This is a genomic window from Sulfitobacter sp. 1A13679, from assembly GCF_043557115.1.
GTDB classification, from domain to species: domain Bacteria; phylum Pseudomonadota; class Alphaproteobacteria; order Rhodobacterales; family Rhodobacteraceae; genus Sulfitobacter; species Sulfitobacter faviae.
Genome location: NZ_JBIFFO010000025.1, coordinates 20,160 through 32,055 on the forward strand (window position 1 = coordinate 20,160; position 11,896 = coordinate 32,055).

Consider the following 11,896-nt stretch of genomic DNA (forward strand, 5'->3'; position numbering starts at 1 on the left):
CCTGCGGCCCTACTGCGCCTCGCGCAGGGACCGCTCCCGCGCGCGGGCCTCGGTCAGCCATTCCGGGTCCATCTGCGGGACCGATGTCAGCAGCCGCTTGGTATAGGCCTGCTTTGGGTCGCCAAAGATCTCATCACGCCCGCCTTGCTCCACGATCTGGCCATTCTTGAGCACGATCACCTTATGGGCAATCGCCTCAACCGTGGCCAAGTCATGGGTGATGAACATGAAGGTCAGGTCCAACTCAGTCTGCAACCGCACCAAAAGCCGCAGGATCCCCTCGGCCACCAATTGGTCCAGTGCGCTGGTGACCTCGTCACAGATGATGAACTCGGGCTCGGCTGCCAGCGCCCGCGCAATGCCCACGCGCTGCTTCTGCCCGCCGGACAATTCGCTGGGTTTGCGGTCAAGGAAAGTGCGGTCGAGGTCGACCAAATCCATCAGTTCCGCCACCCGTGCCTGAAGCTTTTGCCCCCTGCGACCCGTGAACTTGCGCACTGGTCGGGCCAAAATCTCGCGGATACTGTGGCGCGGGTTCAGCGAGGTATCCGCCGATTGATAGATCATCTGGATATTGCGCAGCGTCTCGGCCCCGCGTTTGGCCAGTTGCGGCTCAAGCGGCGCGTCGTTCCAGAAAAACTGCCCGGCGACGGGGGGCAACAGCCCTGCGATGACCCGGGCGAGGGTAGATTTACCCGACCCGCTTTCCCCCACCACCGCCGTGGTCTGGCCGCGCGGAAAGGTGAAGTTGAGATTATCCAGCACGGTCATCGGCCCATAGGCCGCCGAAACCCCCTCGCAGCGGATCAACGCTGGAGCCTCCCCCGCCTCGGCGTCGGGGCGGCGGAAGGAGCGCACGGCCCAGAGCGAGCGGGTGTACTCCTCTTGCGGGGCATCCAGCATGGTCTTGGTCGGCGCGGTCTCCACCGCTGCGCCATCCTTCATAACGCAGATGCGGTCGGCCATCTGGCTCACCACCGCCAAATCATGGGTGATATAGATCGCCGCCGTGTCATATTGCTCGACGATATCGCGGATCGCGCCCAGCACTTCGATCTGAGTGGTGACGTCTAGGGCGGTCGTCGGCTCGTCAAAGATGATCAGGTCGGGGCGGCAGGCCATGGCCATCGCCGTCATCGCCCGCTGCAACTGGCCGCCCGACACTTGGTGCGGGTAGCGAAAGCCGATCTCTTCGGGGTTGGGCAGTTGCATCTGACGGTAGAGCGCGACAGCGTCCTGCTCTGCCGCCGTGCGGCCCGAGACACCGTGCAGGCGCGGCGCTTCGGTATATTGGTCGATCAGGGTCTTGGCGGGATTAAAGCTCGCCGCCGCGGATTGGGCGACATAGGCGATGCGCTTGCCGTGCAACCGGCGCAATTGCCCGCGCCCCATGCCAATCAACTCGGTGCCGTCGAATTCGACACTGCCCCCCGCAAAGCGCACCCCGTCGCGGACATAGCCCATCGCCGCCAAGCCGGCGGAGCTTTTGCCCGCCCCGCTTTCGCCGACAAGACCCAGCACTTCACCCCGGTCCAGTTCCAGATCGAGCCCCTTGATGATCACATTGGGCCGCGCGCGGCTGCCTGCCTCAAGCCGGAGACCGCGAATGTTCAGAAGGTTTCCCATATGCTTGGCCCCTGCTCGGTTAACTTTTCAGACCGCTGGCGCGGTGCAGCATCCAATCGACGATCAGGTTGATCGCGACGGTCAGCAAGGCGATGGCAGCCGCCGGGATCAGCGGGGTGATATCGCCAAAGCTGATCAGGGTGGCGTTCTCTTTCACCATCGACCCCCAATCCGCCGTCGGCGGCTGAATACCGATGCCAAGAAAGGACAGCGCCGCGATAAAGAGAAACACAAAGCAAAAGCGCACGCCGAATTCAGCGATCAGGGTGGACCAGATGTTGGGCAGAATTTCGCGCCGCAGCAGCCACGGCGTGCGCTCTCCGCGCAGCTTGGCGGCCTCGACGAAATCAAGACCGACGACATTCATCGCCGCGGCGCGCGAAAGGCGGTAGACCGGCGCCACATAGATCACCGCGATCACCCCGACCATATTGGGGATCGAGGGGCCGACAATGGCCAAGAGCATCAGCGCCAAGATCAGCGGCGGCACGGCCATCAACACGTCGACGAGCCGCGACAGGACTTCGTCCAGCCAGCCGCCTTTTAGCGCGGCCAGCATCCCCAGCGTGGCCCCGACCGAAAAGGAAATGGCCGTGGTCAGCAGCGCCAGCCCAACCGTATTGCGCGCGCCAAAGATCATGCGTGACAGCATATCGCGGCCAAGATTGTCGGTGCCAAGCGGATGCGCACCACTCCACGGCAGATAGGCGTCGCCCACCACCTCCGTCTCGCCATAGGGCGCGATCCACGGGGCGAAAAGCCCGGTAATCGCCACCAGGACCAGCACCACCATGCCAAAGATCGCCGAAGGGGGCGCGGATTTCAGCAAAGATTTCATCGTTATCTCCCGTGCCGCAGACGCGGGTTCGACATGATCGAGATGATGTCGGCCAGAACGTTCAGCGTGATATAGACAGCGGCAAAGAACAGCCCCACGGCCTGCACCACCGGGAAATCCCGGCTGGAGACGGCATCGACCAACAACTGGCCCAAACCGGGGTAGGAAAAGACGACCTCAACCACCACCACGCCGACCACCAGATAGGCAAGGTTCAGCGCCACCACATTGACGATCGGCGCGAGCGCATTGGGCAGCGCGTGTTGCAGAATGATGCGCCAGCGCGGCACGCCCTTGAGGCGGGCCATCTCGATATAGGGCGAGGCCAGCACATTGATGATGGCCGCCCGCGTCATCCGCATCATATGCGCCACGACCACCAGAATAAGCGTCAGCGCGGGCAGAAAGCTGCGATAGAGCGCGTCCCAAAGCCCCGTGGCGCTGTCGATCCGTGCCAGCGTCGGAAAGACGCCTGCTTTGATCGACAAAAACAGGATCAGGACATAGCCCACGAAAAACTCGGGCATGGAGATGGCGGAAAGCGCGGTCAGGTTGACGCCGCGGTCAAACAGCGTGTTGCGCCACAGCGCCGCCAGCAGCCCAAGGATCACCGCCAGCGGGGCGGCGATGACGGCGGCATAGACGGCCAGAAACATGGTATTGGCAAGCCGCGGGCCCAAAAGCTCAGACACCTCGCGCCCCGAGGCCAGAGAGGTGCCGAAATCGCCGCGCAGCACACCGCCGAGCCAATCGAAATACCGAAGATGCGCAGGCTGATCGAGGCCAAGCTCGGCGCGAAAGGCCGCGAGGGTCGATTCAGTCGCCGATTGGCCAAGGATCTGCTGCGCCAGATCACCGGGCAAGAGTTCGATGCCAACGAACATGAGGGCGGATACGACAAAGAGGGTCAGAATGCCGAGGGACACTCGGCCGATAACAAGCTTCTGAAGCCGGGACATTTTAAGGTTTTCTCCGGCCCGGGGCGGGCCATTGGTGCGGGAAACGGACGGCCCTTGGGGGCCGCCCGCGTGAAGCTGTGGCTTAGGACATCCACCAGCGTTCGATGAAGCGCTGGCTGTCGAGATCCCACATCTCGGACACTTCCTCGGGCATCTGAACGCTTTCGCTCATGGCCGAGACATATTGACCAAAGGCCGGGATCAGCGCGCCGCCCTGCTCTTTCACGATCTTCTGCATCTCGCCGTACATCTCGGCGCGGCGAGTCTGGTCCAGCTCGGGCCGGGCCTGCAACAGCAGTTCATTGAAGCGCTCGTTGTCCCATTTGGTCTCGTTCCACTCCGCATCGGCGGCATAGCCGGTCGAGAACATGAGGTCAGGCGTCGGGCGACCACCCCAATAGGAGCAGCAGAAGGGCTTTTGCAGCCAGACGTTCGACCAATAGCCGTCATCCGGCTCGCGCTTCACGTCGATGTTCAAACCAGCAGGCCGCGCGCTTTCGGCAAAGAGCACAGAGGCATCCACCGCCCCGTTGAACGCCGCATCCGAAGTCGAGAGCGTCACGTCGAGGCTTTCCAGACCCGCCTGTTTCAGGTGGTACTTCGCCCGCTCGGGATCATAGGTGATCTGTTCCAGATCGTCGTTGTAATAGGGCATGGAGCGCGAGATCGGTTGGTCATTGCCCACGGTGCCATAGCCGCGCAGAACCTTTTCGATCATGTCTTCGCGGTTGATGCCGTATTTCAGCGCCATGCGCACGTTCAGATCATCGAAGGGCGCCGTGTTGGTCTGCATCGGCATGATGTAATGCAGCGTGCCGTCTTGAGTGTGGATCTTCACGTTGGGCGCGCGGCCCAGAAGGTTGATGGTCTTGAGGTCGGGCCGGTCGATCAGATCGACCTCACCGGTCATCAGCGCGTTCATCCGGGCCGCCGGATCGCCGACTTTCAGGATCACGACCTTGTCGAAATGCGCGCGGCCTTCTTTCCAGTAGTCATCGCGGCGCGACAGTTCGACCCGCACGCCCGGCTCGAAGACATCGATCACATAGCCGCCGGTGCCGATGCGGCTGTTGGGGTCAATCGTGCCATCGCCGGTGTCTTGGCGAATGCCGAGGTGGTAATCATTGAAGATGAACGGGAAATCCGCGTTGCCGGCGGCCAGTTCAAAGATCACGACCTTATCGCCATCGGCGCGGATATCGGTGATCTGCTCAAGCAACGGTTTGATACCGGATTTGGACTCGGGCCCCATGTGGTGACGGATCGAAGCGATCACGTCATTCGCCGTGGCCGTCTTGCCGTCCGAGAATTGCGCATTGTCGCGCAGGCGGAAGGTCCATTTGGCCGCATCGCTGCTGGCCTCAAAGCTCTCTGCAAGGTCGGGCTGGGCGGTGCCGTCGGGGGCGATCTCGGTCAGGGTGTTGAAGACCGCGTAGCCGCTGGCGAACATAAAGTCGTTGTTGAAGGTCGCCGGATCAAGGCTGTCGGAAGTGGAGCCTTGGGTAAAGCCCACCCGCAGGGTGCCGCCCTTCTTGGGTTGCGCCTGTGCCCGCGCTCCGCGTGGCAGGATCAGCCCTGCCCCCACGGCGGCGGCGGTCCCGGCTAGAAAGCTGCGACGGCTCGGGCCGTTTTGACGGTTTGTGAAATTGGTCATTGTATCCCCCTTTGTTTGTTTTCTTGCTCGAACGCTCTGACAAAGCGCTCGGCGTCTTGCTGCGGTGCCGCGTCATTGGCCGCCGCCCTCGCACTGGCGTGGGCGCTTTGCCCAGCCGCAGGCGCGGTCGAAACACGCGGCCAAAGGATGGCGCGCGCCCCTCTGCGCTGCGATCCGTCGCGGCATTTCGCCCGCCGCAACGATCTTGGCCATAGGCATAGCCGGTTCCGACACCGGGGTATAGATACCCCGGTCGCCTGTCGCGAAGTTACGTTACGGCTAGTGATGTTTTACGGGAAGATCAAGATGTTGAGGGGTGGCGGGTGGGAGACCTCCCCCGCCGCCCCCTCCCGCGACCGCTGCAAACCGGCGGTCAGTCGGGGCTACAAGCCGTCCTAGAAATCCCTTAGCTTTGGCCGCCCGTTGACCGAAACATTGTCGATATCCTCAAGCTTAAAGCCGCGCACCAAGGACGGTATCATCATGCAGACCAGCACAAAGATCGGCAGCCCCACCACGGTGATCACCTGCTGCAAAGCGGTGAGCCCAGTGTCGCCCGTCAGCAAGATCAGCATCGCCGCCACCAGCCCTTCGGCAAGACCCCAAAAGACCCGCTGGCGCACGGGGCCGGGTTTGGCATGGCCGGTGCAAAGCATATCGACGACCAGTGAAGCGGAGTCCGACGAGGTGGCAAAGAAGATCGCCACGATGATGATCGCCACGCCTTGGACGAAGAGCGTGAATGGGAAATGCTCAAGAAAGACGAAAAGCGCGAGGGGGATGCTCTCTGCCACCGCCCGGCTGATCTCGCCCGCCTGATCGCCCATCGCTTCCCGCGCTGCCGTGCCGATGCCGTCAAAGCCGATGGCCTGCCAGCCGAAGATCGAGAACCAGATCAACGTGAAAGCCGTCGGCGCAAGAAGGACGCCGAAGACGAATTCGCGAATGGTCCTGCCGCGCGAAATCCGCGCCACGAACAGCCCGATGAAGGGCGACCAAGTGACCGTCCACGCCCAGTAAAAGACCGTCCAATCCCCTTGCCAGCCCCAATCCCCGTTCGACGGGTTCCGATTGGCCAGCATATCGTTCCAAAATGCCAGCCGCGGCAGGTTTTGCAGATAAAGCCCCGCGGTTTCGACAATGCCGCGCAAAAGAAACAGGGTCGATCCGGTCACCAGCACGAAGATCATCAGCAGAACTGCCATGCCGATGTTGATATTCGACAAGAGCTTCACCCCGCTGTCGAGCCCCGCCACGATCGAGCCAACGGCGACCATGGTCAGCACGGCGAGGATCATGATCTTCAAAAAGGTCGAAGCATCCCAGCCGAAAAGCTCGGACAGCCCCGCCGCGATCTGCGAAGAGCCGAGACCGAGGGACACCGCCACGCCAAAGATCGTGCCCAAGATGGCCACGATATCAATGGCTTTGCCCACCGGCCCGTGAATACCCTCACGCAGCAGGGGATAAAAAACCGAGCTGACGCGCACCGGCAGATCATAGCGGTTGATGAAATAGGCAAAGGCCAGACCCGGCAGCGTGAAAATCGCCCAAGTGTGCAGCCCCAGATGATAAATCGCGATTGAAATCGCGTCTTTCGCCGCCTGTTCCGAATAGGGCTCCACCCCCGGCAGGGGCGGCTTCTGGAAATGGCTGATCGGCTCTGCCACGCCCCAGAACATGAGAACGGTGCCGATGCCCCCGGCGAAAAGCATGGTGAACCACGACAGGTTCGAATACTCCGGCTCAGAGCCTTTCGGCCCCAATCGGATATGGCCGTGGCGCGACGCGGCGGCCCAAATCAGAAAACCCAGCCAGACATTCACGCCAAGAATGAAGAACCAGCCGAGATTGGTCACGACCCAAGCCCGACCGAGGGCAAAGACCTCTCCAATCGGTTCGGGGACAATGACCAAGAGCAGGACGAATAGCGCAGTCAGCCCGGCTGAAATGAAAAAGATGACCGGGTCCGTTTTCAGGCCAAGACGCCGTGCGATATTTTCCACCTGATTTTCCTTTGTTGTTGTTTTCATTGGTCGACTTCTTCAGGGCACCGCCGGGGCCTCGCTGTTCGGCGGCCCCTCATCCCTGCGGCGGATCTCCATATTCCCGCGCAGACGCGGCAGCGCTTGGGGGTGCTCCTTTTGCAGCCAGTCGATCATCTTCTCGCGGATTTCACAGCGCAGATCCCATGCCTGTGGTGAGGTCCGGGCGCTAACAAGACCACGCACGGCGATACTGTCTTTCTCGGTCTCGGAAACCTGAAGGTTGACCACCTGCCCGTCCCATAGGGGCGAGGCTTTGGCCAGTTCCTCAAGCTTCGCGCGCATTGCGCCGATCGGCACCGTGTAATCGAGATACCAAAACACCGTGCCGATGATCGACGCGCTTTCGCGGGTCCAATTCTGAAACGGCTTTTCGATGAAATAAGACAGCGGCACCACCATGCGCCGCCAATCCCACAGACGCACGACGACATAGGTCGCGAAAATCTCTTCGACCCAGCCCCATTCGTCTTCGACGATCACCACATCTTCGAGCCTGATCGGCTGGGTGATGGCGATCTGAAGCCCCGCGATCAGATTGGTCAGCACCGGGCGGGCCGCCAGCCCGACGACCAGCCCCGCCGCCCCGGCCGAGGCAAAAAGCCCGGCCCCGTATTTCTGCACGCTTTCAAAGGTCAACAGCACCCCAGCGGCGGTGAAAATCCCCAAGATGATGGTCACGGTCCGGCGCAGCACGCGCGCTTGGGTCACGAACTTGCGGGCCGAAAGATTGTCTTCGACGTCCAACCGATGCCGCCGCACGGCGCGTTCCGCGAAATGATTGGTCAGCAGGATCAGCGTCCAGCCGACGAGGATGATCAGCAAGACCAAAAACAGATGCGCCGCCCCGTCCTGCCAGCCGTAGAGCCGGACATTGGGCAGAACCCAAGCAAGTGCTGCGACCACGGCGGCAAGGCGCAGCGGCCTACGCGCCCGGCGCAGCAAGGACCGCCCGGTGATGTTCTTTTCCGAGATTACGCGGTCGAGAATACGGTATCCGATCCAATGCACCGCCAGCCCCGCCGCACAGGCCAGAAGCACGGCAAGCAGGGGGCGGACGAAATCGGGCGCGTTCTCAAGCTGCGTTGCAACACCTGTCGCTATGCGGTCCAGCGTCTCCATCGCTTAGGCCCACCAAACCACCATCGCCAGCGTGGCCACAACAAGCAGCCCGGCCCAGAGGGTGCGATCCTGCCACAGCGGTTTCTCCCATTGGGTAAAGATCTCCTTGGCCTCTTCCCCCTGCCAAACGAGGTCTTCGATATTCTCTTTTTCCTTCGGCGAGGTGGCGTAGGAAATACCGAAATGCAGGATGATCCCAATGGTCATCATGATCGACGACATCACCGTATAGTGGATTTCCGGCAGCCCCATATAGGCCCAGTAATTCGTCACCTCTTTCAGCACGAAAAGCGGAATGCCGATGATGAGGCCAAACATGATCGTCCAAAACGCGCCGTTGCCGTTCAGCCGCTTGAACATGAGGCCAAGGATATAGACCACGACGATGGTCGGCACGATATAGGACAGCGAAGATTGGAAATAGCTGAACAGGCTTTCGAATCCGGCAATCATCGGGGCATAGATCGCGCCAAAGACCATGACGCCGGCGGTGACCAGCTTGCCCATCCAGACCTGACGCTCTTCGCTCACGTTGAACATCGGCTCGGCAAAGTCCTTTACCACCAAGGTTGAGGCAGAGTTCAAGGCGGAGTCGAGCGAGGACATGATCGCCGCAATCAACGCCGCCATGATCAGCCCGCGCACGCCGATCGGCATCAGCTCAAACGCCAGTGTGGGGAAAGCAAGGTCAGGCGTTTCAAGATCGGGGTAGAGCTTGAGCGCGATCACCCCCGGCAGCACCATCAAAAAGATGTTCGGCAGTTTCAGGAAACCGGCGAAGATCGCCCCGATCTGCCCTTCTTTCAGGTCCTTCGCGCCCAGCGTCCGCTGCACGACGAACTGGTTGATCGTCCAATAGTAAAAGCCGAGCAAGATAACGCCCAAAAGCCCCGTCCACGGCAAGAAATCATCGTCCGCGGGCAGGATCATATGGGTCATATCCTCGGGCGTGCCGGTAAACAGCTCCTCCCAGCCGCCGATCTCATCAAGGCCGATCCAGAACAGGGCGGCGGCCCCGATGATCAGCAAGATCGCCTGCACCGTATCGGTCACGACAACCGCCGAAAGACCGCCCAGAATGGTGTAGATGCCCGCGACCAAAGCCAGCACGGCGACGGCGGCCCAAAGGTTGAGGTAGCCGGTGACATTTGAGATCACCAACCCACCCGCATAAAGCGCGCCCGCCGTGTCGATGAACATGATGGCGAGGATGGTGAAAAGCGAAAACGCCCGACGTGAGCGGACGTCATAGCGCTCTTCCAGAAATCCCGGCACGGTCGAGATCTTGGCCCGCAGGTAAGACGGCAGAATGAAGATCGCGAATAGGATCAAGACCAGCGCCGCAGTCCATTCGTAATTGAAGATCACGACGCCATTCGCATAGGCCCCGCCCATCAGCCCCACAAAGCTGGAGCCAGACATGTTAGAGGCGAAAAGCGAGAAGCCGATCAGATACCAAGGCAGGGATCGCCCGGCGAGGAAGTAATCCTCGGACCCGCCGGATTGTTTGCGCGAAACGTAAATACCATGGGCGACGACACCGATAAAATAGGCCACCACAATCGCATAGTCGATCAGGTGCAGGTCAAATTTCGCGCTCTCCATCTTGCTCTCCTAAAATATGTCTTGCGCTTGGTTCCGAAATTGAACGCGCCCCCGGGGGCTCAGCCGTCCTCTTCCCAAGGCTCCATTTCTTGCAATTCTTTCTCGGTCGCCGAGACATAGGCCCGCAGATCGTCTCCGCCCAAACGGCGCAACTCGATCATATCCAGCGGCACGGCGACCTGCGTTTCGCCCAAACCAAGGAAGCCGCCGATGTCGAGGATCACCATTTTGATCTGGCCATCTTCGCTAAAGGTGACCTGCGAAATCTCACCAATCCAATTGTCGTTCTGGCCAAAGGCCGCGAGTCCTAGAAATTCTTCCGAATCCAGATCGCTCAATTTAACGATCTCGATCTTTTCGCCACCTTCGCGCATATCGGCGGCCCGCAGACGCACGTCGTCTTCGTTGTATTCCGGGGCGGCCTTCAGGTCTTCTTTCTGCCCGGTATAGAGCAGGAAGAACTCGTTCACTTCATCCGCGTCCGGCAGGAAACGCAGATCATCGAGCGACAACACCCGCGTCGCCCCCTTGCCCAGAAATCCGCCCGCATCGACGATGATGCCGCGCAGTGTTCCATCGCGGCTGATGACCACTTCGGACACCTGCCCGGCCATGGTCCAGCCTTCCATGGGCTCTTTCAATTCTTCGAGGTCGATCTCGGCAAGCGGCTCATCCTTTGCGGGCAAGAACAGCTTGTGACCATTCAGGCTCGACAAGGCGATCATCGTGTCTTGGGGAATGAATTGCGGTGTCTCAGTCTCGGATCGCAGTGCCGTGGCGGCGAGGCTGCCAATCAGCGTAATTGCTAGAAGCGGCGCGTTTCTCATGATTATCTCCTGCTGAAAATTCGGGCGGGCAAGGCCGGTAGCATCATGGGGATAACGGGATTTTGATGAGATAGTTCCCTTGTTACGTGAATTTAGAGAACCTGCACCGCAAGCGCGCCTGCGTAGATCACCAGAAGGCCGATACTCTCCCAACCGATCCCTTTGCGCTGGCGAAATATCAGGCCAAGGATCAGAACCGCCGTCATCATCATCGCCACGGTGAGCCAAAACAGGTCATCCGCAGTGATCGCGTGATAGAGCGATCCGTCGCGATAGCCGATGTCCGACAGGGTGAGGAACAGCGTGTCGAACGTATTGCCGCCGATGATCCCGCCCACGGCCAATTGCAGCGCCCCGCGCCGCACCGCGACGAGGGTGGTCACAAGCTCGGGCAGAGACGTAAGCACCGCCGTCATAGTCGCCCCCACCACTGTATCAGAAAGGTTAAACCGGTCCGAGATTTCCGCCGCAATCCGTGCCACGGCGAAACCGGAGAGGCCCATCAGCACCAGCAAGATCAAAAACGGCACGACCAAAGCGCCGACGGGTTTTGCAGCCTCTTCGTCGTCCTCAGGCTCATCCGCGCGGGTGTCCGAGGTGGACACTGGGTGCCACATCGGCTCTTCCCGCAGGCGAGCGGTGGCGCGCATCCCATAGGCGTAAAGCGCAAACAGCGCGATGCTGGCCGGGTGGATGCCCCAAAAGGCAACCTCCGGCGCGGTGAAGGCCATCAGCGGCACCGTTAGCAGCAGCAGCAAAAGCCCCGCCTGAAAGACATTCGCCAGATCGGCTGCCGCATGTTCCAGATTGGCCCGCCGGTAGATCATATCGGCCAAGGCCAGAAATGCCGTCTGCGCCGCGATGCCGCCGATGCCGTTCGAGAAAGCCAAAGACGCCCGCCCGTCCAGCGCCGAGGTCAGCGAGACGACGGTGCCAGACATGGAAGTGGCCGCGCCGAGCAGGGCCGCGCCAACCAGCGCCTCCCCCCAGCCGGTCCGGTCCGCGATCTGGTCGCTGAGCCCCGTCATACGGTAGCCGGTCACGAGAATGACAAGCCCGGCGAGACCGCCAAGAGCGAAGAGGATCGGGGTGGAAAGGCTTGCAAACATGCCCGGTCAACGCGCGAGGGGGCGATCCGTTCGCGCCAATTAGTGAAAAAGTTCACAAAGTTCCGGAACCCCACGGGAAGTTTACCGTTGATGTGATGCAGACCAAAATTT

At 60.9% G+C, this 11,896-nt stretch carries 9 protein-coding genes; all 9 read right to left on the bottom strand.

What is annotated here, in order from left to right; all coding sequences use genetic code 11:
• Positions 1 to 9: 9 nt before the first annotated feature.
• Positions 10 to 1,626 carry an ABC transporter ATP-binding protein gene (locus ACGYLA_RS16830; RefSeq protein ID WP_394433973.1) on the bottom strand — a complete coding sequence of 539 codons (1,617 nt, stop codon included), beginning with the start codon at positions 1,624 to 1,626 and terminating at the stop codon, positions 10 to 12.
• A 19-nt stretch (positions 1,627 to 1,645) separates the two neighbouring features.
• Positions 1,646 to 2,464, bottom strand: a complete 819-nt coding sequence (locus ACGYLA_RS16835; protein WP_082852164.1) for an ABC transporter permease — start codon at positions 2,462 to 2,464, stop codon at positions 1,646 to 1,648.
• Between the two features lie 2 nt (positions 2,465 to 2,466).
• Positions 2,467 to 3,423: an ABC transporter permease gene (locus tag ACGYLA_RS16840; protein ID WP_067268104.1), complete on the bottom strand. Its 957-nt coding sequence runs from the start codon at positions 3,421 to 3,423 to the stop codon at positions 2,467 to 2,469.
• 82 nt (positions 3,424 to 3,505) lie between these two features.
• Positions 3,506 to 5,077 (bottom strand): ABC transporter substrate-binding protein, encoded by a 1,572-nt coding sequence (locus ACGYLA_RS16845; protein ID WP_394433975.1) that lies wholly within the window; start codon positions 5,075 to 5,077, stop codon positions 3,506 to 3,508.
• 395 nt (positions 5,078 to 5,472) lie between these two features.
• Entirely contained in the window at positions 5,473 to 7,110 is a 1,638-nt protein-coding gene (locus tag ACGYLA_RS16850; RefSeq protein WP_394433977.1) for a BCCT family transporter, read from the bottom strand.
• A gap of 12 nt (positions 7,111 to 7,122) precedes the next feature.
• Positions 7,123 to 8,244 (bottom strand): mechanosensitive ion channel family protein, encoded by a 1,122-nt coding sequence (locus tag ACGYLA_RS16855; RefSeq protein ID WP_394433979.1) that lies wholly within the window; start codon positions 8,242 to 8,244, stop codon positions 7,123 to 7,125.
• 3 nt (positions 8,245 to 8,247) lie between these two features.
• On the bottom strand, positions 8,248 to 9,849 hold the full coding sequence (locus tag ACGYLA_RS16860; protein WP_271689221.1) for a sodium:solute symporter: 1,602 nt from the start codon (positions 9,847 to 9,849) through the stop codon (positions 8,248 to 8,250).
• A 59-nt stretch (positions 9,850 to 9,908) separates the two neighbouring features.
• Complete coding sequence (locus ACGYLA_RS16865) at positions 9,909 to 10,676, bottom strand: PRC-barrel domain-containing protein (protein ID WP_394433981.1); 768 nt, start codon at positions 10,674 to 10,676, stop codon at positions 9,909 to 9,911.
• Between the two features lie 92 nt (positions 10,677 to 10,768).
• Positions 10,769 to 11,785, bottom strand: a complete 1,017-nt coding sequence (locus ACGYLA_RS16870; RefSeq protein WP_394433983.1) for a sodium:calcium antiporter — start codon at positions 11,783 to 11,785, stop codon at positions 10,769 to 10,771.
• Positions 11,786 to 11,896 lie beyond the last annotated feature (111 nt).

Excerpts from the sequence above, each read along its gene's own strand:
- ACGYLA_RS16835 (WP_082852164.1), bottom strand. The coding sequence starts at position 2,464 with ATGAAATCTTTGCTGAAATCCGCGCCCCCTTCGGCGATCTTTGGCATG.
- ACGYLA_RS16850 (WP_394433977.1), bottom strand. The coding sequence starts at position 7,110 with ATGAAAACAACAACAAAGGAAAATCAGGTGGAAAATATCGCACGGCGT.
- ACGYLA_RS16860 (WP_271689221.1), bottom strand. The coding sequence starts at position 9,849 with ATGGAGAGCGCGAAATTTGACCTGCACCTGATCGACTATGCGATTGTG.
- ACGYLA_RS16845 (WP_394433975.1), bottom strand. The coding sequence starts at position 5,077 with ATGACCAATTTCACAAACCGTCAAAACGGCCCGAGCCGTCGCAGCTTT.
- ACGYLA_RS16870 (WP_394433983.1), bottom strand. The coding sequence starts at position 11,785 with ATGTTTGCAAGCCTTTCCACCCCGATCCTCTTCGCTCTTGGCGGTCTC.
- ACGYLA_RS16855 (WP_394433979.1), bottom strand. The coding sequence starts at position 8,244 with ATGGAGACGCTGGACCGCATAGCGACAGGTGTTGCAACGCAGCTTGAG.
- ACGYLA_RS16840 (WP_067268104.1), bottom strand. The coding sequence starts at position 3,423 with ATGTCCCGGCTTCAGAAGCTTGTTATCGGCCGAGTGTCCCTCGGCATT.
- ACGYLA_RS16865 (WP_394433981.1), bottom strand. The coding sequence starts at position 10,676 with ATGAGAAACGCGCCGCTTCTAGCAATTACGCTGATTGGCAGCCTCGCC.
- ACGYLA_RS16830 (WP_394433973.1), bottom strand. The coding sequence starts at position 1,626 with ATGGGAAACCTTCTGAACATTCGCGGTCTCCGGCTTGAGGCAGGCAGC.